Consider the following 23,703-nt stretch of genomic DNA (forward strand, 5'->3'; position numbering starts at 1 on the left):
AGTGTCTCTTACTTAAAATGGGCTCAGCCCAAATAAAATCTAAAAAGGGTTTTGGATTAAGTAAGAGCTAAAATAGGTGGGCGATGAAGCGGTGCTAAGTCAGCCGATTTGAAGTTGAAAACAAGTGATTCAATTTTAGTGAAGTAGACATCTGTAGGTTCAGACAATTGCAGCGAATCGACAAACGCTGGGCTGTGACAAACATGGCAATGGCCTTTTTCGGCTGAGTCAGACAACTGTTTGCTAAGCTCGGCATGCTCTGATTGATGTAACAGGTGATCGCCATTGGCTGCGCAATGGGCTTCAAGGTCAATTTCTTCTGATAGCAGTACCGAGGTGTGATTAAACGCAGCATTATGATCGGCCACATCAAAGCTATCCAGCAATGGCTGGAGCAATAATACGCTAATCAAAATAATAAATGCAGCTTTCACATTGAGCCTAAAAATTAGAACTAAAAATGGTACAATGGCGCTAAATTAACAAATCCACCGGCATTTGAACAGTAAATTATAATCCGCACACGAACAAATCATTACAAACATTTCAATACCACGGCACGCATGGTATAAAAATAAAGCAAATCAATAACTCGGTATTTTTATGGGACACGGACACCACCATCATCACGATACAAATAACCAAAGCACCCGCCAACTCATGCTGGCAGTTGCAATCAATGTGTTATTAACTGTCGCTCAGGTGATTGGCGGCCTCGTTTCTGGCAGTTTATCGTTAATTGCTGACGCACTGCATAATTTAAGTGATGCCTCGTCGTTATTCATTGCCCTAATTGCCCGAAAAATTGGTGCCAAACCTGCCAACGATCGTTATCAATACGGCTACAAACGCGCTGAAATTTTAGCAACCTTATTTAACAGCTTAAGTTTAATTGTGATTGGTGGTTACCTAATTGTTGAAGCCATCTCCAACTATTTAAACCCAGAGCCTATTGATGGTTGGATCATCATTTGGGTTGCAGGGTTTGCACTGGTTGTTGACCTAGTCACCGCCCTTTTAACTTACAAAGCAGGCGCAAAAGACAGTATGAATATTCGTGCTGCGTTTATACATAATGTGTCTGATGCATTAGCTTCTGTGGTGGTGATTATAGCAGGTACCTTAATCATTCTTTATCAATGGTATATTGTTGATTTAATTGCCACTATGCTGATTTCTGTGTATGTCATTTACCATGGTGTTTTGTTGTTAATAGCGAGCAGTAAAATTTTGATGCAGGCAGCCCCTGATAATTTTGCTTTAACAGAAGCTATTAATGAGCTTAAAGCCCAATTTGCCATCACTAATATTGATTACCTTAAAACATGGCAAATAGATGATCATCACGTTCATTGCGAGCTCAAGTTTAGTGCCAAGCACAACATCAATAACGACGAAATACGTCACTTTTTGCATGATAACTTTGCAATTGAAAGCTGCACCATAGAACAAGTTTTAGTGTAAATGTTACGCGTTATCATTTACCATTCAGTTTTGTTTTAACAGTAAACTGAAGGAACTAACCTTGTTGAAGTTGTGGTTACGTCGTACGCATTTATTGCTTGCCTTAGTAAGCGGTTTATTTTTAATTTGTTTAAGTTTGACCGGTGCGTTGCTTATTTACGCAAAAGATATTCAATACCTTACTCAAAGCGATAAATGGACTGTAACGCCAGCGGCTTCAGCACTTGATTTTGATAGCCTCATAAAACATGTTTCAGCTTCCACCAAACAACCCGTTACCCTGTTAATGCCTGAACAGCGAAGTGATCTTGCCTGGCAATTACAGTTGGCAAACAACCGCTATGTCAGTGTTAATCCATACAACGGTCAAGTGTTACATGAGTACGATTACTACACTACGATTTATGGCTTTACCATGGCTTTGCACCGCTGGCTGCTTTATGAAGATGGCGATAAAAACCGCCCGCTAAGAAACTGGGTATCGGTGTGTGCGCTTATTCTTATTATTGAAATTCTGCTCGGCTTTTATATTTGGGTTAAACCAAAAAATCGTATCAAACGCTTGGCTATTAAACGTAAAGCAAAATTTAGAGTGCTGATGTATCAGTTACATACCGTTCTGGGTGTGTATTTTTTAATTCCACTTATTTTAATTGCTTACACAGGTATGGCGTTTAACTGGAAACCACAAACCAAAGCCATATTAGAATTTGTGATGCAAGGCACAGTTGAAGATAGACCAAAACCGCCAGCAGTTGTTCCCCCTTTAACGGATACGCCTTTTCAAGTGCAAAAAGCGTTTGATAACGCACAAACTGTATTTCCTGAAGGTAAGTTATTTAGAATTTATTTACCGAAAAAGCCAACTGATAACATTGGTTTTAGAATAGAGAACCCAGGTGAAAGCCATGCCTATAGTTGGGTATGGGCAAACCCATATTCAGCAGATATTGTTGCAAACTATGATGCCAGCCAAAGTTCTTGGACCACGCAAACATGGAACTTTAAATATAAGTTTCATATTGGTGATTTTGCAGGCCCTATTGTGCAACTACTGTGGTTACTATTTGCTTTGTCACCGTTATTTTTCACGATTTCAGGTGTTTACTTTTGGTACAAACGGCATTACAAATAAACAATTTTATCGAAAATACCATTCGCCATGAATATTGAGCTCAAAAATGCCTTTAACACCGAAATGATATTGGCTAAAACTAGTTATAAGAAAGCAGACTACACAACCGCTTTTTATCACTTAGAGCGGGCTCATATACTGGGTCAAAGCTATATCATTGCGCATACTTACTCACATTGGTGGATGTGTAAAATTGGCTTTAAAACCCATAATGCCAAGGAAATAATTGGTCAGTTTGCTCGCATGGCAGCTTCAATTGTATTTTCGCGTATTTGGGTCCCACTCGGTAATACCGGCGGCACTAATGTTAGCCCTTTCAAACCAATGCCTATTCCAGACGACTTAAAACGTTTTTTAAACTAGCGCCAGCTAAAACACAGCTACTGTCCTGCTAATCCTAATCGCTATTTGCTTAATAACTAATTCAAATAAGTAGGTACAAAACAACACAACAATTTATTGCAAATAATTATCATTAGCCTTGCCTTTACACTTCTTTACATTTAGACTGCCGCTCAATCACATAATAAATACCGATTTAACAAGGATAAACATGTTAAAAACTTCACTGACTCTGGTCGCTATTGCAATTAGCAGCCAGGCATTTGCTGATGATGCCATCAATAAAAAACTTACCGCAGAAGAAATGGAACACGTTGTTGTGTCAGGCAGCCGTGTATTTGAAAGCATTGATGAAGTACCCGCTTCTGTCACGATTATTAGCCAAAAGCAAATTGAAGAGCATTTAAAAGTTAATCCAGAACTACAAAGCTTACTTGCGCAAATGGTACCAGGCCTTGCACCAGATACAGGTAGTTCGAGTAATACAGGCCAGAGTTTACGTGGCCGTGCACCACTTGTGATGATTGATGGTGTGCCACAATCTACACCACTCAGAAACGGCTCATTAGGAGTTAAAACACTCGACCCAAGTGCCATTGCGCGTATCGAAGTGATCAAAGGTGCTACCTCTGTTTATGGTAATGGTGCATCGGGCGGTATTATTAACTACATCACAAAGCAGGCTACAAGTGATGGTCAGCCAGAAGGTGAGATCAGCCTATCTTCCCGCTTTAGTGCAGTTAAGTTAGAAGAAAGCGCTGGTGCGCGAGTCTCTGCTGCGGTTAATGGCCGAGCAGATAAACTCAGCTATTTATTTACTGCAAGTTACGAAGAAAATGGCGTTCAACGTGACGCCGAAGGCGATATTCTTGGCTTACAGTATGGTTTATCTGATGCAGTAACAGAAAACTACTTCACCAAACTTGGTTATGACTTTGACGATGAAAAGCGACTGCAATTTAGCTATAACTACTTTAGCTCTCAACAAAAAACCGATTTAGGTGACGTTGTTGGTAACCTAAACGATGGCGAAAAAACGTATGCTATTCATGTACCTAAAGAGCTACAAAAACAAGGCAAACCACAAGGCCCAGATGGTAACGAAAACATTACCTTAAAATACACAGACTACGCCCTGTTTACTAATACACAAATGACGCTCGACCTTTACATGCAAGATATCGAGAATGTGTTTTTCTTTTCTACAAACCTAGCTAACCCAGACGAAGGCTACGAAGGTGGCCAATCAATTATTCGTTCTGAAAAGAAAGGGGCACGCGCTACCTTCAATACCCTTGTTGATTTTGACAATGTTGAAGCGACCTTCATTTATGGCCTAGATGCACTGAATGATGTGACGTCTCAGCCACTTGTTGATGGTCGTGTTTGGGTACCAGAAATGGATATGGAAAGCCTTGCTGGCTTTTTACAAACAAAATGGGTAATCGATAATGATTTAGTCATTAAAGCGGGTGTGCGCCAAGAGAGCATTGATTTAACCGTTGATGATTACAATACCTTAAAGCTTTGCCGTTCAGAAACCCAGTGCTCTGTGCCACTTAGCGTAAAAGGCGACACCATTGATTACGATGCAACCACCTATAATGTAGGTGTTAAATACAATTTACTTGAGGCTTTCAGCCCATTTGCCAATTATTCACAAGGGTCTGATATCTCAGATATTGGCCGCCTACTACGTTCAGCAACGGTGAATGATATTGGTCTAATTCAAACAGAAGCATCAATCATCGATAACTATGAAATTGGTTTTACCTCACAGTTTGATAACTTACGTTTTGAATTTGCAGCTTACCGCAGTACATCAGAGTTTGGCACCACGAATAGCTTTAATGAAGTAACCGGTGTTTATGAGCCGGTACGTGCACCGCAAGAGATTTGGGGTTACGAAACATTAGTTGATTATAAAATTAACCCAACTCTAAAACTGGTTGCAACTTACAGCTATGTTGAAGGTAAAAACACCGAAGACGACATTTACTTAGGTTCGCGCCAAATAAGCCCACCAAAAGGCACTGCTAACTTAAACTGGCAGCCTAATGATGAGTTATCACTTACGGTGAGTTATTTATATGTGGGTTCACGCAAACGCTTTGAACCAAATGCAGACGGCGACTATGTTGGCGACCAAGGGCCAATTAGCAGTTACAACCTATTTAACCTAAGCGGTCGTTATAACTTTAGCGAGAACTGGCAAGCGTTTATGGGGGTAGAAAACCTATTTAACAATGATTACTACCCTGCCCGTGCCCAGTCATACACCTACGGTGGCTATAACATTAAAGGTTTAGGTACCACTGTTACACTTGGTGCAACCTATAGTTTCTAAGTTAAATTTTGTTTAGAACAACAAGCCCTTCTTAGTAAGGGCTTTTTTTATTTAAGAATAGAAACGATAAATTGTTCATTTATCAACCATTAACGCAAACTTAAACGAGAATCACACTCAATAGTAAACAACTGATTTACAAAGGAAAAAGTTTGCAATCTTGTTTTTATATACTACAATTACCGCAACTTGGAATTCGAGGACAGCATTATGAAAGGTAACCAAAAAGTCATCGATAGTTTTAACAAACTACTCGCAAACGAATTAGCCGCTATAGATCAATACTTTATTCATTCTCGTATGTATGATGATTGGGGCCTAAATAAGCTGTATGAGCGTCTTAACCACGAAATGGAAGAAGAAAAAGATCACGCTGATTGGTTGATCAAACGTATTCTGTTTTTAGAAGGCGTACCAAACATGACTAAGCGTCGTGATCTATTAATTGGCTCAGACGTGAAAAGCATGATGCAAAACGATTTAACACTTGAACTAGAAGTGGTTGATTGTGTTAAAGAAGCAATTGCCATCTGTGAAGAAGAAAAAGACTATCAATCACGCGAAGTGCTTGAAAAGCTATTGTTTGATACAGAAGAAGATCATGTTTACTGGTTAGAACAACAGCTTGGTCTAATCGACAAAATTGGTAGCCAAAACTACCATCAATCTCAAATGGGCGAATAGAGGCTAATTGTATGAAAGGCGATAAAAGCGTCATTGCTGCACTTAATAAAGTATTAGCGAATGAATTAGTAGGTATTAACCAATACTTTTTACACGCTCGTATGTTTAAAGATTTTGGCTTTTCAAAACTAGACAAAGCTGATTACAAAGTATCTATTCAAAAAATGAAAAACGCCGACCGTTTAATTGAGCGTATTTTGTTTTTAGAAGGTTTACCAAACCTACAAGATTTAGGTCGCCTACGTATTGGTGAAAACTCTGAAGAAATGATCGAGGCTAACATGAGCTTTGAACTTGATTCTCTACCTGATCTTAAAGCGGCAATTAAACTTGCTGAAGAGAAAAAAGATTACATCAGCCGTGAAGCGCTAGATAACATCTTAAATGAGCAAGAAGAACAGATTGATTGGCTTGAAACACAGCAGCAGTTAATCAAAACCGCAGGGCTTGAGAATTACCTGCAATCTCAAATGTAATTTGCTAAAACTTAAAAAAGCAGCCTAGGCTGCTTTTTTTATGTCTACGGATATGACAAGTTGCCTTCGAATTTGGCTTTTAAAATTCATTAGTTAGATGGAATTTCATTGCTTCTCGAACACACATGAGACTTCAGGTTTATTCAGCGTGTAAGTAATACTGCCGTTCTCTTTAAAACGCAGATCTTCAGTTGTTGAACCGTTGTCGTCTTCATTATCACAGCGAAAATATCGCTTGGTTCTAACAATGCCATCTACAAAGTATTTTAACTTCGAACTGACAACGCAAAAGTTAGGTATCTTCTTTACCTGCGTGCCGTTGTGTAAGTCACTAAAATCGATTAACGTCCCTAAGGTAAAGCCTTGCGTTGGTTCTTTTATCAATGAAAAAGATGCGTTTTGACAAACCGCATCACTGCCTTCTTTTGTTTTGTAATCACCTTGTTTGTCTTTTATCAGAGCCAAAAACTGTGTTTTATTGCTCGGCTTTACATCCAGCAGAGCGCTGGCAATTGACGAGGTTGATAGTAAAAAAGCCACTAAACAAAAGTAATATCTCATTGAAAATCCATAAACTTATAGACACTTTACTAGCATAGCATGCTGATTAAGGTTGGTGAATTTATAACGTATTAGTTAATACGATTAAAAAATGCTTTTGGTTCTATTTTATGAACTTTGCATAGGCAACCAGCCAGTTTATATGCTATAAATTTTAATGATGATAATTTTTGGAGGGAATCAAATGAAAATACTCAAACTCATCGCTTTAACCACATTTTTGGCCTTAACCAGTACTCAAAGCCTAGCGGGTGATGACGACTGGAAAACAATCGCAGAGAAAAAGGTCAGCTACAAAAGCGAAACCGATACCGTTAACCCTATCAGCAGCAGCCACTACAGCCATATTAAAGTTAAGTGCACCCATGGCACTGTGAATCTTAAGAAAATTAAAGTCGTTATGAACAACGGTGAAGAAAAAGTATTTGATAACCTAGGTGTTTTAACCAAAGGAATGTCATCACGTAGCTTAAATTTGCCAGACAAAAACGACGCTAAACTCGATAAAATCAAACTTGAATATGAATCAGTAGGCAGCACAGCCCTTAGTATGGCAGGCGTAACCGAAAAAGCCGAAGTTGAAATTCTCGCAAAAAAAGCAAAGAAAGAAGATTAAAGTTGCGAGATGCGAGTCAAGATGTTAGAGCCTATACAGTTTCACAAGCAGCGGCGTCTTTCCGACGCGACTATTTAAAAACAAACGCGCGAAACAAGTTTCACGCCTACTTTAGAAAACATTAGGCACTAGGATTTAGGCTCTAGGACGCGATGTAAAATCGCTGCTACTTGTTCGGTGTTGAAACGTATCCTACAAGCTTGTAACTCGCTAACTTTACCCTTTTAACGCGCTAAACAAACTTCACGCCTTAGAGTGCCCTTGTAGGTCGCCATTTATGGCGACAAAAACCGTGAAAATTTTCACGTAGGAACGGCTTCAGCCGTGAACCTTAGATGTTCGGCGTTGAAACGCCTCCTACAAGCTTTACCCTCGAAACTGGCTAACTTTACCCTTTTAACGCGCTAAAGCACGACCTACAAACTTGTATCTCGCTAACTTTACTCTCGTATCTCGTTAACTCTCTCAACGCTTATAAAGCGCTTCAATTGTTGCTGAATCAAGCGAATAGGCATTAATCATATAGCCTGCCAACGCGCCTGATGCGTTCTCTGGTAATTCAAGGTTTTGTGATAACGCATGTAGTGTAAATTGATATCTGTGAGCGCCATGGCCTTCTGGAGGGCAAGCGCCGCCAAAACCTTTGAAACCATAATCATTTGTGATCTGCACACTGCCTTTTGGCATTGCGTTCTTCTCTGCACTGCCTGCACCGCTTGCTAAACTTGATACCGACTTAGGGATATTCACAACTTGCCAATGCCACCAGCCACTGCCTGTAGGCGCATCAGGATCATAAACGGTCAATGCGAATGCTTCTGTTCCTTTAGGTACATTTTGCCACGCGAGTTGTGGAGAAAGGTTATCGCCATTGCAACCAAACCCTTTAAACTCTTGCGCACTCTCCATAAAGTCACCATGGGCAATGTCTTTGCTTGTTAGAGTAAATGTCTCAGCGAATGTGGTGCCAGATAAACATAGCAGAAATAACGGTGTAGCAATTTTCAATGTTGATGATTTCATAATACTCTCCGACTAATAAGAATAATCATAATACCTAGCAAAGACAGATCAAATTAGTACTAAAACTGTCAATTATTAGCCTGCTTCGCTCATTATTGTTTTACGAAGGGCTGTTGGAGTCGTATTAAACAAAAGTTTAAACTTATCGGTGAATCTAGATTGCGACGAAAAACCACATTGCTGTGCAATGGTGCCAATAGACTGTGAGCTACTTTGAATCAGGTGTAGTCCATGGCTTAAACGCGCGTTATCTTTAATTAACTGAAAACTACTGTCTTCTGCGGTTAACTTTCTTCTGAGTGTCGATTCGCTCATCGCTAACGTAGCTGCAATACTGCTTGCATCCCAATCACGCGTTAAATCACTAGCGATGATAGTATGAACTTTGTGAGTCAGTGTTGGCGGCTCAATAATTGCCCCTAAATCTTTGAAGCCCTGAGAAAATAGCACTTGCAGCAGCTCTTGTCTTCTAATTGGCCATAATTGTGGTGGTGTTACTGCAGCCCATTCAATAAATTGTTTTAAGGTCATTTTAAACAGTGGATCAACTTGCCCTTTAATAAACTTTTTCTTTGCGCCGGCTCGATATTTCAAACACTCAAAGTCGGTGTAATCAAATTCAATCAATAGCGCAATATAGCCAAAGTTTTGTGGAATATTGCGCATTGCAACCTGTGGAATATTGCGCATTGCAACCTGTGGTGTATTTGCCATAAAAACAAAATCACCTGCATAGCAGTTAACTTCTTCTGTATCTATTAGCGTTTTGCTACCAGATAATACAACGACAAGTAACGGGTTTGCGATAGGCACATTAACAATGTGCTGTTCATCATTAGCGCAGTAAATCGAAAACGGTAAAGACGGATATTGCTTTACTGTGCTCAAACCTATCTCTATCAATTCATTCATAATTTACAGTGTTTTTTATTGGACTCGAAGGAACGGATTGGACCGTGATTCTTAGTTATTCGGCGCTAAAACGCTACCGGCTAACTTTACACTTTAAACGCGCTAAAGCACGACCTACAAAAGCGTGAAAAAATATTAGGCACTAGGATTCAGGCTCTGGGACGTGATATAAAATCGCTGCTACTTGTTCGGCGTTGAAACGCCTCCTAGAAACTTGTAACTCGCTAGCTTTACCCTCGTAACTCGCAAACTTTACCCTTGCATGTCGCTAACTTTACTCTCGTACCTCGCTAACTTTACTCTCGTACCTCGCTAACTTTACCCAATTAAACAAGCATATTGTTTAACATCATTCCTGGCATTAAAAACACCATTGCAAAAGAGAATGATCCGGTGAATGCAACTGCAAGACAGCAAAATGCCGTTTGCATTAAAAAGACGTTGGGTTTACCAGAGGCACTTTTTTGAAATGACACATAGGCAAGTAGCAGGTTTTCTTTAATTTTTAGAAAATAAGAACGCACTACTCTGATGATAGGCAAGCTGTACATTGCTAAAAAAGCAAATACAACTTCTATTCCACCAAAATGAAATAACAGTGCAATCTCAGGTGAGAACCAACCAACAATAGCTATCAAACACCAAAATGCGGCTTTTTGATATTTATTTAGTTCGTGCCATTTGATCATCGTCTTCCTTGTATTTCCAATTATATTTAAATTAAGTGAGCATCTGATTTATCTAATTTAGTTATATACGCTTTGAGCTCTGCAAGCTGAAGTTTTTCGCCTTGTTGAGCATTAATCGCTTTTGCATAGTAGCTGTTGGCTTGCTGCTGATCACCTTCATGCTCATAAATGAGACCAATGCGAAGATAAGTAAAAGCAAGATTGTTAGGGCCTACCTCTGTATGTAGCGCTTTAGCGCTATCAAGCTCAAGAATTCTTGCTAGTGCATTTAACGCATAAAGCGCACTATCGCTCGAACCTTTGATGTACTGAGAATGAGCAAGTTCAAGCTCTTTTTTAAGAAACTCAGCTGTAATTTCATTTGCGTTTGTAGGTACAGCTAACGAGACTAAAGCAGCTAAGGTTAAAACTTTAAACATATTAAACCTCCTTTTAAAATGTGTTTTACAGATTAATCAAACTAGACCAACTGGTCAAACTTTACTCTAGTATCTCTCTAAATTCTCTTTTAACGCGCTAAAGCACGACCTACAAACGCGCGAAACAAGTTTCACGCCTACGAAAGAAAACATTAGGCGCTAGGATTCAGGCTCTGGGACGCGATGTAAAATCGCTGCTACTTGTTCGGCGTTGAAACGCCTCCTACAAACTTGTATCTCGCTAACTTTACCCTCGTATCTCGCTAAATTCTCTTTTAACGCGCTAAAGCACGACCTACAAACGCGCGAAACAAGTTTCACGCCTACGTTAGGATACATTTGATACTAGGGTTTAGGCTATGGGACGCGATGTAAAATCGCTGCTACTTGTTCGGCGTTAAAACGCCTCCTACAAACTTGTAACTCGCTAACTTTACTCTCGTATCTCGCTACCTTTACTCTCGTACCTCGCAAACTTTACCCTATAATCGGGCTTAATCGCGACCAAAACCAATCAGCTTTTTGCCATTTAAACCTTTTTTATGCCATTCGGTTTGCTCTTCGCAGAAAATTTGCGCGTCTAATTCCTTACTTGGCTCTTCATTTAAACTGCCAGCAGGTACAAGTAGATATTTACTGTCTTGTGATTCAAATGGCAGCGCTGAGCCACAGGTTTTACAAAACGCCCTAGATAATGCACGACCAGGGTAATTAAACCGCGTGATGTGATGTTGACCTTTAATCCATTCGATAGCATCAGGCGAGGTAAACAAATTTGCAGCGTGAGCAGTGCCGGTTAATTTGCGGCATTGTTCGCAATGGCAGAAGAAAAAACGCCTAAAGTTATCAGCGACTTTATAACTCACTTCGCCGCAGCAGCATCCACCAGTAAGTGTTTTAGTCATATCTATCTCTTTATTCGCTAAGCTAAAAATTTATTCCCTAAACGATGCGCTATTTAATAATTTTTGGCAATAAAAAAGGCCATGTTGCGTTTACAACATGGCCTTTTTGCATTGACACAACTTAGAAATCTAAGTTTGATAAAACTTCATCATCAACGTTATTAGACAAGGTCACTTTAAGTTTAGGGGTACGAGCCATTTCACGTTTAATCGCAAAATTAGCTTCTTCGTTACGCGCCCAACTACGACGAGCAATACCGTTGTTTACATCAAATAATAGCATAGATTTCAAACGACGCTCGGCAGCTTCACTACCATCTAGTAGCATACCAAAACCACCGTTGATCACTTCACCCCAGCCAACACCGCCACCGTTGTGGATAGATACCCAAGTAGCACCACGGAAACCATCACCAATTACATTGTGAATCGCCATGTCTGCGGTGAAGCGGCTACCATCATAAATGTTTGATGTTTCACGGAAAGGTGAATCCGTACCACTTACGTCATGGTGGTCACGCCCAAGTACAACCGGACCAATTTCACCACGATTAATGGCATCATTAAAGGCTTTAGCGATTTCAGCGCGGCCTTGTGCGTCTGCATAAAGAATACGTGCTTGCGAACCAACAACCAGTTTGTTTTGCTTCGCATCTTTGATCCACGTGATGTTGTCTTGCATTTGCTGTTGGATCTCTTCAGGCGAGTCCGCCATGATTTTATTTAAAACGTCTGCAGCAATCGCATCTGTTTTATCAAGATCTTCTGGTTTACCTGACGTACATACCCAGCGGAACGGGCCAAAACCGTAGTCAAAACACATTGGGCCAAGAATATCTTGTACGTACGATGGGTATTTAAAATCAATACCGTTTTCAGCCATTACATCGCCACCAGCGCGTGATGCTTCTAGCAAGAACGCATTACCGTAATCAAAGAAGTAAGTACCTTTTGCCGTGTGCTTGTTAACAGCATCGGCGTGGCGCTTAAGTGTCGCTTGTACTTTTTCTTTAAATACTTCTGGCTCTTCACGAATTAAACGATTTGACTCTTCATAGCTGATATCAACCGGATAGTAACCGCCTGACCAAGGGTTATGAAGTGAAGTTTGGTCTGAACCTAAGTGAATGAAAATATCTTCTGCTAAGAAGCTTTCCCAAACATCAACCACGTTACCGATAAAGGCAATTGAAACCACTTCTTCATTTTGCTGAGCCGTACGTACACGCTCAACAAGCTCTGGCATGTTATCGATTAGCTCATCAACCCAACCTTGTTGATGACGCTTAATAGCTGCCTTAGGGTTAACCTCGGCACATACGGTAATACAGTTAGCAATATTACCCGCTTTAGGCTGAGCACCACTCATACCGCCTAAACCAGCAGTTAAGAAGATCTTACCTTTTGGTGATTCGCCTTTTTCCAGTACTTTACGGAATGCATTCATTACCGTAATAGTTGTACCGTGAACAATACCTTGTGGGCCAATGTACATAAATGAACCCGCAGTCATTTGACCGTATTGAGTTACACCCAGTGCATTGAATTTTTCCCAGTCATCCGGCTTTGAATAGTTCGGGATCATCATACCGTTTGTTACAACCACACGCGGTGCTTCAACTGATGATGGAAATAACCCCATAGGGTGACCCGAGTACATGTGTAGCGTTTGGTCTTCTTCCATTTCGCTTAAGTACTTCATAGTTAATAAGTACTGCGCCCAGTTTTGGAATACCGCACCGTTACCACCGTAAGTGATTAGCTCTTCAGGATGCTGTGCTACTGCAGGATCAAGGTTATTGTCGATCATTAACATGATAGCGGCAGCTTGTTCGCATTTAGCCGGGTAATCGCTAATTGAGCGCGCTTTAAGTTCATAATTAGGCTTAAAGCGATACATATAAATACGGCCAAATTGCTTAAGCTCAACGGCAAATTCAGCAGCTAATTCTTTGTGCCATTCTTTAGGGAAATAACGCAATGCGTTGCGAATAGCTAATTGCTTTTCGTCAGCCGATAAAATGTCTTTACGTTTTGGAGCACGGTTTGCATCACTTGGATACGGTTTTGGCTCTGGTAATACGCTTGGGATACCTTGCTTAATTTGTTCTTGAAAAGTCATTATTTGCTCCCTTAGTTAACTTTAAACGCTTGCGATTTAACAAGTTCTACCATGGCATCAATGTCTGGCTTAAGTAAGCGGTCTTCTTCTAGTTTGGTAACTTTGCTGCGAATGAGCGCAAAGTTTTCTTCAATGATGTCTGAACACTTGTTAGGACGTCTAAATTCGATTGCTTGCGCTGCATACATCAGCTCAATAGCAAAGATTTTATCAAGGTTACCTAAAATCTGGTTTAACTTACGACCAGAGATACTACCCATAGATACGTGATCTTCTTGGCCCATTGATGTTGGTACGCTGTCTGCTGATGGCGGGAAACACAATGATTTATTTTCTGTTACCAGTGCCGCAGTCACATACTGCGGGATCATCATGCCAGAGTTTAAGCCACCCGATGTCGTTAACAAACGCGGTAAGCCGTGTAAGCCCTCAAGCAATAAATAACAACGACGATCAGCAATGTTACCAAGCTCTGCCGCTGCGATTGATGCGTAATCTAATACCATAGCAAGTGGTTGGCCGTGGAAACCACCACCCGAAATTGCTTCTTCTTCACTGATCACAATTGGGTTATCTGTTACAGAGTTCATTTCTGTTTCAGCAAGCTCTTTTAAGTGGTAGTACGCGTTACGTGATGCACCATGAACTTGTGGAATACAACGCAATGAGTAAGGGTCTTGAACACGGTCACAATCAGTGTGTGAAGCCATGTTTTTAGAGCCTGCAAAAAAGCTACGCATGCGCGCTGCAACTTCAACGTTACCTTTAAAAGCACGAATTGCGTGTAACTCTTCACGGAACGGCGATTCGCTACCTTGCATACCTTCAATGCTCATAGCACCAGCGATATCTGCAAGGTCTAATAAATAACGCATTTTAGTAAGCGCAGTAATGGCATGCGATAAAATAAATTGAGTACCGTTAATTAATGCTAGGCCTTCTTTAGCATGTAAATCTAAAGGCGCTAAACCGTGCTCTTTTAATACGTCTGCTGCTGGCTTGATTGTGTCGTTTACCCAAAACTCACCTTCACCTAAAAGAGGTAAGAATAAGTGTGATAACGGTGCTAAGTCACCTGATGCGCCAACTGAGCCTTGCTCTGGTACAACAGGGATAATATCAAGTTCAATAAACTTAAGCATACGCTCAACAACGGTTAAACGAATACCTGAAAAACCTTGGCTTAATGCGTGTACTTTGGTGATTAGCATCAGCTTTGAAATAGGTTTAGCGATTGGCTCACCCACACCAACAGCGTGTGTGATCAATAAGTTCTTTTGTAATAGGTTAGTTTCTTCTGGAGAAATTTGTGTATCACACAATGGACCAAAGCCCGTATTGATACCATAAATGGCTTTATCTGAGGCAGCCATTTTGTCTACGTTTTGGCGGCTTTTATTAATTTTATCAATTGCTTCTTGGCAAAGCTCTGCCTGTAACGTACCGGCTGCAATAGCATTAACGCTGTCTAACGTTAATTGGTCAACACCATACTTAAATGTCATTTATAACTCCTAAAGAACAGGATTAAGTTTTATTTAGATGGAGTCTAGCTTGCTCTAGTTGTTTTACAAATGCATAATTATCGTTATTCATTCCAGATTTATCGAACTAAAAGAAGAGCTATGCAAGTTCATGACGTAGACCTGCGCTTATTGCGCGTTTTTGTAGCAATTGTTGAGTGTGGCGGGCTTTCAGCCGCAGAGTCACGTTTGAATATTGGCCGCTCAACCATCAGTGCGCATTTATCTGATTTAGAAGTAAGGCTTGGTATTAAATTATGTAAACGTGGCCGCAGTGGTTTTGAAATTACAGACGCTGGCGCCATCACTTATCAGGCATCAATTGAACTGCTTCAGCAATGCGAAGCCTTTGCTAATACCGTAGCCAGCTCTAAAAACGAGTTATCGGGACGTTTAAGTATTGCCATGATAGATACCATGGTCAGCGACCCACGCTGTGCCATTCCCCGCGCGATAGCAAGATTAAAAGGCAAAGGTAAAAACATTCAGTTTGATATTAATGTGTGCGAGGCACGAGAGGTAGAAACCTCAGTAGCCAATGGCCGCTCGTTGGTGGGAATTGGTGTTAGCCGCCATCATATTCGCGGATTAAATTACACCGCCCTACATAACGAAACTAACTTTTTGTATTGCGCAATCGGTCACCCATTATTTGAGTGTGATGACAAACAAATCAATGAGCTCATTAAAGAAGCTGAAGTCATTACCAGTAACTACATGCGCGATAAAGAAAGCCGAAACGACGGTTTAAACTATCAAAACAGTGCTGTTGCTTATCACGATGAAGGTATCGCACATTTAATTTTATCGGGTGAATTTATTGGTTATTTACCCGATCACTACGCACAGTTCTGGGTCGAAAAAGGAATTTTTAAAGCTATCCAGCCAAACAAATATCACTACGATATTCCAGTGGTATTGATCACCTCAAAAACAAATGCCAGCTCGCCTTTAGCAAATGCCATGATTGATGAAATTAAGCGTTGTTATTCGGTTTAGCTTTAAACTTGTTGATTAAACTAAAAGCAATCAAAATCAGACCAAAAATACCAAGCAATATACGAGCTATGTTGCTTTTAAATAGCGCCTGTTCATAACTTTGAATCATCTTACCATTAAGTTTTAATTGATGGACTTTATACGCTTCGGCACTTTTATCATACGAAGCCAAAATATGAACGTTATCATTTAAGCTAATTGGTAAGTTAGTTGGTCTAAGGAATGTAGTCGTCTTCTCAGTACCAACAACTGTCATGAGTTTACATTTAAATTTGCCACAATTTCTATGTGAATCATAAAAGCGTTGTACTACGCCCGGCTCATCTATTAGTTGTTCTTTTATAGGCAAATCCAAAAAATAGAATGCGGCAATAATCTGTACTAACCCTATAAAAAATAAATAAGAAGATAAAAATTTTTTTTCTTCTTTTTTTGTAAATTGAGTTATTGGTGACTGGTGCGGCGTATTAAGCATTGAGCTGTGGTTCTTTGAGTTCTTTAATTAATACGAGGCTAAAGGCGATCAAAGCAATGTTTGTAGTCACAGGATTAAACGCTTCTATTAAAAGTGCAGGTTGTAAAACAGCTACAAACAGCATTAGCCCAACTAAAGCAGCTATATTGAGAATATTGATTAAGATTGAACGATAGAAAATAAAAAACAGCACGGCAAATATAATTTCACCAATGCCAGCTGCTCGGGTAATAAGTGTTGAAATTTCAGCATTAAAACCAAAACTGGCTGTCATTTTTAGTTCAAGGGGGGCTATGTGAACAAGTTTTGGCATCAGCCCATGATAAAGCCAACTAAAGCTGATAATAAATCGAGCGATTTGAATCGTAGTTAAATGCTTCATTGGGTAAATTTACTTTGTGTGCTCTGATATTCAGAGCACACAGTATAGCTTATAAGCTAGTAGGTTGACCGAAACGGTTCTCAGCTTCATCACCTGCTAAAAAGCCATTTTCGATTAACGCCCAGATACCACCAATAACTGGAACTAAGCCAATCAATACCCACCAACCTGATTTATTACGGTCATGCCAGCGCTTTACTTGAACCGCAAGCGAAACCCACATAAGTGGGATATAAAAGATTAGTGTGATCACAGAGATTGCTGTTTCATTACCACCTGTGAATAATGCAACTACGAACATAAAAACAAATGAAGCTACAATAATACCTAAGAAAGAATACCAATAGGTCTTACGAGGAATACGACCTTTAAAAGAAAACAAAATTTCTTTCATGCTTAAAGTGGTTGTTTCTGTTGATGCTGTAGCAAGGTTTGATTCTGGGGCTTGATATACGTTTTCTGACACTGTCATTTCCTTTGATATGTGTTGTAGCAAACAAATTAATCTAGTCTGCTGATTTATGTTGTTAATAGTGCTGAATTAAGCATGAATAAGATAACACAAAATGATTGGATTTGGGTACTAAGAAATTAAGCAAGCAACTAACCACCGCTCCATTTTTGTTTTAACGAAGCAACTTCATTTACCGCTTTTATATTTAAATTGTTTAACTGTTGATAATTTGTATATTTTACAAACTTTGGGCCGAGCCAACCATCTTCATGTGTAAAAGCCATTGACCAAGCAAAGTTTTTTGGGAAAACATGAAAGTCTTGGCGATGCAAGTTTCCTTGTGGTTTTTTATTTGTGACATAGATACTATCTTCGCCTGGTTTAAAGTAGTCAGGCATGATGTAGTAGTTTAGTGCCTGATGAGAGCTAAAGTCAGTCAATGCTTCATCATTGCTTGTAAACTCTTTGAGCTCATCCCACACATAGCTTTTCCCTTTAACAAATTCGGAAAATGATGTTAGATGCGGACAAAAACATTTTAACCATTGAAATGCGACTTTAGCGGCATCATCTCCGTGAAGCTCTGATTTGATATCTAAATTTTCCATTCGCATAGCGTGTCCTTAACTTTTTGCAAAGGGGTCTGAAAGTAACTCTGCTTTAAAATAACTTATCGCATCTTCAACATCAGAGAATGTTTTTTGCTGAAACTTAACCCCTCGTTCGAAGTAAAAGACCTCAATATGACTCTTTGCGTCGTAAATACAATGCCCTTCAATTCTTGGTAAAGTATCAATTGCATAGGTTTCTCTTTTAATGCCTTTTTTTATTAAATACTGCTTTAGCTCAATAAGCTCCTGACGCATGTTAGCATTCACTTTATTAATATTATTTAATAACTTACTGAGTTGTCATGGTAAAAGCAAGTAACCTAAAGACATAAAAAAAGCACCCTTAGGTGCTTTTAATTAACTCGGTTGCTGCCAATATTTAGCATATAAATTTGGGTAGGTTTGTTTTAAAAACTTAGCTTTATCTTTAAAACGTTTACCTTTTGGTTGCTCAAGGCCTGATGGTACAAAGGGTAATTCGTCATCATTACGTTCTTCGTAAAGCATACCGGCAATTAAATCGTACTCATCTAAATACGGGTAAGGCTGTTCGTTTAAATGATAAACCGGCGTACACTCGGCAATTGAGTCCGGGTTTTCAAGCGCCTTTAAAAAAGCCTGTTCACCACGTGAAATAAGCCAACATAAAAACTCAGAAAAACCATAATCATCGTTACAACCGGCCATTACATAAGCGGCACCAAATAAGTCCCAGGTATAGGCTTTACGCATACGTAGGTTAAACTGCTTATCAAATTCCATCAGCTGCTGGTCAGATAAATCAGTCAGCTTTGCTTTTAATGCGTTACAAACAGACTCAGGCTCGGCAGTTTTGTCTTCGGCGGTCACGAGTTGCCAAAATTCACTTTCGCTTAAAACACTCATGATAAAATCTCTTTCACGCGCCCAACTTGACCATCATCAAGTTGAACTTTAATACCATGCGGGTGGTTTGGTGATTTAGTTAATATACGTGACACCACACCTTGAGTTAACTGACCTGTTCGTTGATCTTGTTTTAAAACAATGTTGACTTCGCAGCCAATTGAAATTTGTGAACGCGTAGGCACTGCCATTGCTATATCTCTTTCAATAATTTTTGCCGATTATAGCCATTTGCGGCTGGCTTACCAAATTAAACCTGTTTGATTGGGCTGTTTTTAAGCAGCGCCTTTGGCAATATCTCATTTAAACGTTTAGTGATTGCTTCAGCTTTGCCTTTTATTTGAAAGTCATAACCTTGGCCGTTGCCATCTAATATGACGGCTAAATAGTTATCAGCAACTTTCAGTTGCGTAATACGGCTTAATTCAAGAGTCTCTTCTTTATCGCCATAATAAACCTGCTTAACCGTTAAGCTTCTGTCTGTTGCCGTGAGTGTTTTACTAAGGGCTGATTTGGCAGCAAATTTCTCTGTTGAGCGGTAGGCCTGTACCATAAAACCGATTGCAAATATAAAACCGGTAAAACTTGAAATAGGTAATGAGTCTGATTGCAAGCTGTACACACCTATACAAATAAATAACATAGCAAGGGCTAGATTTAACCTAACCATCTGTTTAGGGGTTAAATTTACGTACATTATTATTCCTTTAAAAACGCAATTGCTTTTGCATTGATAGCGAAATCTATAGCGCTCAATTCTTTGATAATTAAACTGGAAATTAACTGGGTTTGCTCAGCGGTTATCGGCAGCTCTTTACAATAACAACTTACTTTTAGTGATTGAGGTAGCTTTTTTAGGTCAGCAGTATGCGTTAACCATGAAAATTCCTGTACTTGTTCTTTTGCTTGTTCGCACGCTTGCGTTAATGCAACTCGAATAGCCTTATCTAGACGTTTTTCAGTTTTAGTCATGTTCTGCTTGTTGTTTTTTAAATTCTTCGTAGCTGTCTTGCTGGCGCTTTACGCACTCATGGTACTCTTTATCTGCCATATGATTGCATTCACTTAAACGCGCCGATTGAATTTCATGATAACGGGCATCTGAGCTACAAGCTGATAAAAGTATTGCAAGGGTCGCAATCACGGCCAATTTTAAGGCATTTAAAAACATTAAATTTCCTTTATGTAGTTATACATTGGTGCTGCGTTTTCCTGTATATTGCGTGGGTTTAAATATTATTACCAAAGGGTTCTATATGATGTTGTCGCAGTTACAACAGCTGTTTCAGCGTATCGATAAAAGTAAAATTTTTCAATCATTTGTTATTGCTGTCATTGTTATTTCAGCGCTAACAGTGGGTGCACACACCTACTCTTTACATCCAACTGCTGAGCTTGCCTTACATTGGATGGACTTAGGTATCACGGTATTCTTTTTAGTTGAGCTGGTGATCCGCTTTATCGCCAGTCGTGGTTTTAAAGACTTTTTCACCAAAGGTTGGAATATTTTCGATTTTATAATCGTGGTGGGAAGCCTTTACCCTGCAGCTGGCTCTACGATTTTTATCGCTCGATTACTGCGTATTTTCCGCGTGTTGCGACTTGTATCTATGATCCCAGAGCTTAGACTGCTGGTTAACTCGCTTTTAAAAGCCATTCCACAAATGGGCTATATTGCCCTGCTCATGTTCGTGATCTTCTATATTTATGCCGCCATGGGTAGCATGCTGTTTGCTGATATAAATCCAGTACTGTGGGGTGATGTGTCTATTTCTATGCTCACATTATTTAGGATTGCCACGTTTGAGGATTGGACCGATGTTATGTATGAAACTATGGCTGTGTATGAACTCAGCTGGATTTTCTACCTAACGTTTATCTTCTTAACAGCCTTTGTATTTTTAAACATGATGGTTGGTGCGATTTTAGAGGTCATGTCTGAAGAGCATCGTAACGCCCGTGAAGAGCAAACATCTGATGCCGACATGCCAGCAACCAAAGGGCAAATTGCTCAGCTTCAAGCTGAAATGGCTGAACTAAAACAATTACTGAAAGAAAAGTAGAAAGTTTTTAGATAATAGCTTTTAGATAATAGTTTTTTGCTATTAGGCGCTAGGACCTAGATTCTAGCGCCTTTTTTACCCTCGCTTTTCTACCTTCCATGGTGGGTTTAAGCGGTTTTCTCCCGCCCAATATAATTTAATTTTATTCTCTGATGGGTCTTTTAAAATTGCTTCCGTCCATAAATAACGCTGGGCGGTAGGCGGCTGTTCAAAGCGAATACCTTTTTCAACAAGGCGTTCGTAGAGCTCATCGAGCTGCTCATGTTCAAAATAAATTACCGCACTATTACTAAACTCTTCAGTTTCTAATGACAGCGAAAATGTGGCATCACCATCTGGGCATTGAAATCGTGCGTAATGCGGGGTATCCACTATTTGAATCATTCCCAGTGTTAAGTAAAAAGCCACCGCTTCATTCATATCCTTTACAGGTAACGTCACCTGATTGAGATTCATTTGCTACTCCCATGAAGTGATTTATTCGTTGCTTCAGCATATCGCGTTCATTAAATTAAGCAAAAGATATGTTATGAGTTAGCGAGTTGCGAGTTGCGAGAGTAAAGTTAGCGAGTTAGCAAGCTACAAGGCGAAAGTTTGTAGGAGGCGTTTCAACGCCGAACAAGTAGCAGTGATTTTACATCGCGTCCTAGCGCCTAATGTTTTCTATTGTAGGCGTGAAACTTGTTTCGCGCGTTTGTAGGTCGTGCTTTAGCGCGATTGAGGGGAAAGTTAGCAAGCTACAAGGTGAAAGTTTCTAGGATACGTTTCAACGCCGAACAAGTAGCAGCGATTTTATATCGCGTCCCAGAGCCTGAATCCTAGCGCCTAATGTTTTCTATTGTAGGCGTGAAACTTGTTTCGCGCGTTTGTAGGTCGTGCTTTAGCGCGATTAAGGGGAAAGTTAGCGAGTTAGCAAGCTACAAGTTGAAAGTTTCTAGGCCGAACAAGTAGCAGCGATTTTACATCGCGTCCCAGAGCCTAAATCCTAGCGCCTAATGTTTTCTTTCGTAGGCGTGAAACTTGTTTCGCGCGTTGTCTTGTAGATAGTGCTATAGCACGTAATTTGAAGAATGTTCACGGTTATTGTCGCCATAAATGACGATCTACAAAGACTATCCATTGGTAAAAACTAATTGAGATGGGTTGTCTGTTTGAATAAACAAGACTCTTGTCACTGTTGAACCTGATTCATCTTTTGATGTGTTTGTGAAAAGGTAGTTTTCATCAAAAGTACTCAACTTATCAAGATCAAAATCAGAGTTAGCCTCATGGTGAAATGACATAGCACAGACTTTACCTCTACAAGCAAAGTCTTCAGCATAAACGTCGTTTGTGCGAATTTGACTCAACATCTCGAGCAGCTTAACTTCTCTTACTATTGAATTATCGGTTTCTTCTGCACCTCGTACATTATTCAAAAAGTCATGAAATTCAGGAATTGTGATTGCGCCAAATACGCTTTGCTGTTTAATTTGCCCATTATCAGTGATGAATGAATTGGTAACAGATTCTGATGATGAAAAATGTCTATCAGCTAAATTCGTTTGTTGACCTTGCTCTTCACTCACCTTATTACCTTCAGGCTCTGAATTGGCTAATTGTTTAACTTGAATAGTGCTTTGATGTATATCTTTGTTATTCGCCGAGATCACTTCTTTATTAGAATCACTATTAACTTGACTCTCTATTACGGTAGCCGTCACCTCACTATTGTTGCTCGATGAAGTAACCAAATAAGTTATTAGCGAACTGATAGCAATCAAAATTAAAACTGTGAATCCATTTAGTTTAACCATTACTAAAATCCTTTTATTTTTAAACCTTAATTCCCTGAAAATACAATAGATTATTTTGTATGACAAGTAATGATTTTTTTGTTTATAAGATACAAGGGGAAAGTTTGTAGGAGGCGTTTCAACGCCGAACAAGTAGCAGTGATTTTACATCGCGTCCTAGAGCCTGAATCCTAGCGCCTAATGTTTTCTTTCGTAGGCGTGAAACTTGTTTCGCGCGTTTGTAGGTCGTGCTTTAGCGCGTTAAAAAGAAGTTAGTGAGACACAAGCTGAAAGTATGTAGGAGGCGTTTCAACGTAGTACATTCATCGTTCACGGTTATTGTCGCTATAAATGACGACCTACACGGCTGCAGTCATTCCTACGCGAGTTCCATGTGTAATATTGGAAAAGGCTTGCCCATATCATCTAATGGCGAGCGTGAGGTAACTTTAAACCCCATATGCTGATAAAACCCCACTGCAAGTGGGTTTTGCTCATTAACATCCACTTTGTTGGCTGCTAATTGCTCAACCGCATAGTTCAAGAGTGTTTTACCTATCCCCATACCCCTTGCGGCATCTAAAATGAACAACATTTCTATTTTACACTCATGTACGCCAACGAAGCCTAAAATGGCCTGATGCTCATCCTTAATGCACTTTAAAGTCACATTAGGAAATGCCTGTTCAATAATAATTGGCTTAAAAAAAGCGATGTCGTCTTCAGTTATAAAATCATGGGTTGATCGAACTGAGTTTTCCCATACAGCGAGTAGCTCTGGGTAATCTTCAGCGTTCGCATTGTCTACTTTCATTATTTTCCATTTTGTTCTACAGCGATT

31 protein-coding genes are annotated in these 23,703 nt (G+C 39.8%); 9 read left to right on the forward strand and 22 right to left on the reverse strand.

Going from position 1 to position 23,703, the window contains the following annotated elements; genetic code table 11:
* Window positions 1–56: 56 nt before the first annotated feature.
* Window positions 57–434, reverse strand: coding sequence for a hypothetical protein (locus AADY36_RS19200; RefSeq protein ID WP_285221224.1), 378 nt, complete (start codon window positions 432–434; stop codon window positions 57–59).
* A 169-nt stretch (window positions 435–603) separates the two neighbouring features.
* Here AADY36_RS19200 and AADY36_RS19205 point away from each other — a divergent pair, with 169 nt between their 5' ends.
* From AADY36_RS19205 to bfr (AADY36_RS19230), 6 genes are all read left to right on the forward strand, one after another.
* Window positions 604–1,464: a cation diffusion facilitator family transporter gene (locus AADY36_RS19205; RefSeq protein ID WP_239963436.1), complete on the forward strand. Its 861-nt coding sequence runs from the start codon at window positions 604–606 to the stop codon at window positions 1,462–1,464.
* 64 nt (window positions 1,465–1,528) lie between these two features.
* The gene (locus tag AADY36_RS19210) at window positions 1,529–2,599 is read left to right on the forward strand and encodes a PepSY-associated TM helix domain-containing protein (protein WP_342409659.1); all 1,071 of its coding nucleotides are present in this window, start codon (window positions 1,529–1,531) and stop codon (window positions 2,597–2,599) included.
* A 27-nt stretch (window positions 2,600–2,626) separates the two neighbouring features.
* On the forward strand, window positions 2,627–2,962 hold the full coding sequence (locus AADY36_RS19215) for a DUF3703 domain-containing protein (RefSeq protein ID WP_239963437.1): 336 nt from the start codon (window positions 2,627–2,629) through the stop codon (window positions 2,960–2,962).
* Window positions 2,963–3,152: 190 nt separating this feature from the next.
* Window positions 3,153–5,288 (forward strand): TonB-dependent receptor, encoded by a 2,136-nt coding sequence (locus AADY36_RS19220; RefSeq protein WP_342409514.1) that lies wholly within the window; start codon window positions 3,153–3,155, stop codon window positions 5,286–5,288.
* Between the two features lie 210 nt (window positions 5,289–5,498).
* Window positions 5,499–5,972, forward strand: coding sequence for a bacterioferritin (bfr, locus tag AADY36_RS19225; RefSeq protein WP_063530309.1), 474 nt, complete (start codon window positions 5,499–5,501; stop codon window positions 5,970–5,972).
* An 11-nt stretch (window positions 5,973–5,983) separates the two neighbouring features.
* Window positions 5,984–6,448 (forward strand): bacterioferritin, encoded by a 465-nt coding sequence (gene bfr / locus AADY36_RS19230; protein ID WP_054552095.1) that lies wholly within the window; start codon window positions 5,984–5,986, stop codon window positions 6,446–6,448.
* Between the two features lie 105 nt (window positions 6,449–6,553).
* Here bfr (AADY36_RS19230) and AADY36_RS19235 read toward each other — a convergent pair whose 3' ends face one another.
* Complete coding sequence (locus tag AADY36_RS19235) at window positions 6,554–7,009, reverse strand: hypothetical protein (RefSeq protein ID WP_055199128.1); 456 nt, start codon at window positions 7,007–7,009, stop codon at window positions 6,554–6,556.
* 184 nt (window positions 7,010–7,193) lie between these two features.
* On the opposite strand from AADY36_RS19235, the gene AADY36_RS19240 reads away from it, so the two are divergent.
* Complete coding sequence (locus AADY36_RS19240; protein WP_342409515.1) at window positions 7,194–7,625, forward strand: hypothetical protein; 432 nt, start codon at window positions 7,194–7,196, stop codon at window positions 7,623–7,625.
* Window positions 7,626–8,090: 465 nt separating this feature from the next.
* On the opposite strand, the gene AADY36_RS19245 is transcribed toward AADY36_RS19240, so the two are convergent.
* The 7 genes from AADY36_RS19245 to hutH all read right to left on the reverse strand — a co-directional run bounded on the left by AADY36_RS19245 (window position 8,091) and on the right by hutH (window position 15,200).
* A complete protein-coding gene (locus AADY36_RS19245; protein ID WP_342409516.1) occupies window positions 8,091–8,648 on the reverse strand; it encodes a YbhB/YbcL family Raf kinase inhibitor-like protein in 558 nt (185 codons plus the stop codon).
* A gap of 75 nt (window positions 8,649–8,723) precedes the next feature.
* Entirely contained in the window at window positions 8,724–9,536 is an 813-nt protein-coding gene (locus tag AADY36_RS19250; RefSeq protein WP_342409517.1) for a helix-turn-helix transcriptional regulator, read from the reverse strand.
* 350 nt (window positions 9,537–9,886) lie between these two features.
* Complete coding sequence (locus AADY36_RS19255) at window positions 9,887–10,249, reverse strand: hypothetical protein (RefSeq protein WP_342409518.1); 363 nt, start codon at window positions 10,247–10,249, stop codon at window positions 9,887–9,889.
* Between the two features lie 26 nt (window positions 10,250–10,275).
* A complete protein-coding gene (locus tag AADY36_RS19260; protein ID WP_342409519.1) occupies window positions 10,276–10,668 on the reverse strand; it encodes a hypothetical protein in 393 nt (130 codons plus the stop codon).
* A 494-nt stretch (window positions 10,669–11,162) separates the two neighbouring features.
* Window positions 11,163–11,573 (reverse strand): GFA family protein, encoded by a 411-nt coding sequence (locus AADY36_RS19265; RefSeq protein WP_342409520.1) that lies wholly within the window; start codon window positions 11,571–11,573, stop codon window positions 11,163–11,165.
* Between the two features lie 121 nt (window positions 11,574–11,694).
* Window positions 11,695–13,695: a urocanate hydratase gene (locus AADY36_RS19270; protein WP_055199125.1), complete on the reverse strand. Its 2,001-nt coding sequence runs from the start codon at window positions 13,693–13,695 to the stop codon at window positions 11,695–11,697.
* Window positions 13,696–13,706: 11 nt separating this feature from the next.
* Complete coding sequence (hutH, locus tag AADY36_RS19275; protein ID WP_342409521.1) at window positions 13,707–15,200, reverse strand: histidine ammonia-lyase; 1,494 nt, start codon at window positions 15,198–15,200, stop codon at window positions 13,707–13,709.
* Between the two features lie 120 nt (window positions 15,201–15,320).
* Here hutH and AADY36_RS19280 point away from each other — a divergent pair, with 120 nt between their 5' ends.
* On the forward strand, window positions 15,321–16,217 hold the full coding sequence (locus tag AADY36_RS19280) for a LysR family transcriptional regulator (RefSeq protein WP_342409522.1): 897 nt from the start codon (window positions 15,321–15,323) through the stop codon (window positions 16,215–16,217).
* Here AADY36_RS19280 and AADY36_RS19285 read toward each other — a convergent pair.
* The 10 genes from AADY36_RS19285 to AADY36_RS19330 all read right to left on the reverse strand — a co-directional run bounded on the left by AADY36_RS19285 (window position 16,195) and on the right by AADY36_RS19330 (window position 20,195).
* Window positions 16,195–16,692, reverse strand: coding sequence for a hypothetical protein (locus AADY36_RS19285; RefSeq protein WP_342409523.1), 498 nt, complete (start codon window positions 16,690–16,692; stop codon window positions 16,195–16,197). The genes AADY36_RS19280 and AADY36_RS19285 overlap by 23 nt on opposite strands.
* A complete protein-coding gene (locus AADY36_RS19290; protein ID WP_342409524.1) occupies window positions 16,685–17,074 on the reverse strand; it encodes a DoxX-like family protein in 390 nt (129 codons plus the stop codon). The genes AADY36_RS19285 and AADY36_RS19290 overlap by 8 nt, the downstream gene beginning before the upstream one ends.
* A gap of 49 nt (window positions 17,075–17,123) precedes the next feature.
* Window positions 17,124–17,540, reverse strand: a complete 417-nt coding sequence (locus tag AADY36_RS19295) for a DUF805 domain-containing protein (RefSeq protein ID WP_082401739.1) — start codon at window positions 17,538–17,540, stop codon at window positions 17,124–17,126.
* Window positions 17,541–17,677: 137 nt separating this feature from the next.
* Window positions 17,678–18,136, reverse strand: a complete 459-nt coding sequence (locus AADY36_RS19300; RefSeq protein WP_342409525.1) for a hypothetical protein — start codon at window positions 18,134–18,136, stop codon at window positions 17,678–17,680.
* 15 nt (window positions 18,137–18,151) lie between these two features.
* A complete protein-coding gene (locus AADY36_RS19305) occupies window positions 18,152–18,394 on the reverse strand; it encodes a hypothetical protein (RefSeq protein ID WP_054563821.1) in 243 nt (80 codons plus the stop codon).
* 102 nt (window positions 18,395–18,496) lie between these two features.
* A complete protein-coding gene (locus tag AADY36_RS19310; RefSeq protein ID WP_062565591.1) occupies window positions 18,497–19,024 on the reverse strand; it encodes a DUF4240 domain-containing protein in 528 nt (175 codons plus the stop codon).
* Window positions 19,021–19,215: a YwbE family protein gene (locus tag AADY36_RS19315; RefSeq protein WP_036971837.1), complete on the reverse strand. Its 195-nt coding sequence runs from the start codon at window positions 19,213–19,215 to the stop codon at window positions 19,021–19,023. The genes AADY36_RS19310 and AADY36_RS19315 overlap by 4 nt, the downstream gene beginning before the upstream one ends.
* A gap of 59 nt (window positions 19,216–19,274) precedes the next feature.
* The gene (locus tag AADY36_RS19320) at window positions 19,275–19,721 is read right to left on the reverse strand and encodes a hypothetical protein (protein ID WP_239964067.1); all 447 of its coding nucleotides are present in this window, start codon (window positions 19,719–19,721) and stop codon (window positions 19,275–19,277) included.
* A 2-nt stretch (window positions 19,722–19,723) separates the two neighbouring features.
* The gene (locus tag AADY36_RS19325) at window positions 19,724–19,996 is read right to left on the reverse strand and encodes a hypothetical protein (RefSeq protein WP_342409526.1); all 273 of its coding nucleotides are present in this window, start codon (window positions 19,994–19,996) and stop codon (window positions 19,724–19,726) included.
* The gene (locus AADY36_RS19330) at window positions 19,989–20,195 is read right to left on the reverse strand and encodes a hypothetical protein (protein ID WP_054563817.1); all 207 of its coding nucleotides are present in this window, start codon (window positions 20,193–20,195) and stop codon (window positions 19,989–19,991) included. The genes AADY36_RS19325 and AADY36_RS19330 overlap by 8 nt, the downstream gene beginning before the upstream one ends.
* Before the next feature lie 88 nt (window positions 20,196–20,283).
* On the opposite strand from AADY36_RS19330, the gene AADY36_RS19335 reads away from it, so the two are divergent.
* Window positions 20,284–21,087 (forward strand): ion transporter, encoded by an 804-nt coding sequence (locus tag AADY36_RS19335; protein ID WP_200907879.1) that lies wholly within the window; start codon window positions 20,284–20,286, stop codon window positions 21,085–21,087.
* 75 nt (window positions 21,088–21,162) lie between these two features.
* On the opposite strand, the gene AADY36_RS19340 is transcribed toward AADY36_RS19335, so the two are convergent.
* The 3 genes from AADY36_RS19340 to AADY36_RS19350 form a co-directional block, all read right to left on the reverse strand.
* The gene (locus AADY36_RS19340) at window positions 21,163–21,543 is read right to left on the reverse strand and encodes a VOC family protein (protein ID WP_342409527.1); all 381 of its coding nucleotides are present in this window, start codon (window positions 21,541–21,543) and stop codon (window positions 21,163–21,165) included.
* A 656-nt stretch (window positions 21,544–22,199) separates the two neighbouring features.
* On the reverse strand, window positions 22,200–22,883 hold the full coding sequence (locus AADY36_RS19345; RefSeq protein WP_342409528.1) for a hypothetical protein: 684 nt from the start codon (window positions 22,881–22,883) through the stop codon (window positions 22,200–22,202).
* 358 nt (window positions 22,884–23,241) lie between these two features.
* Complete coding sequence (locus AADY36_RS19350; RefSeq protein ID WP_287202949.1) at window positions 23,242–23,676, reverse strand: GNAT family N-acetyltransferase; 435 nt, start codon at window positions 23,674–23,676, stop codon at window positions 23,242–23,244.
* Window positions 23,677–23,703 lie beyond the last annotated feature (27 nt).

The organism is Pseudoalteromonas sp. D15MCD-2, assembly GCF_038562745.1.
In the GTDB taxonomy this organism is placed as follows: domain Bacteria; phylum Pseudomonadota; class Gammaproteobacteria; order Enterobacterales; family Alteromonadaceae; genus Pseudoalteromonas.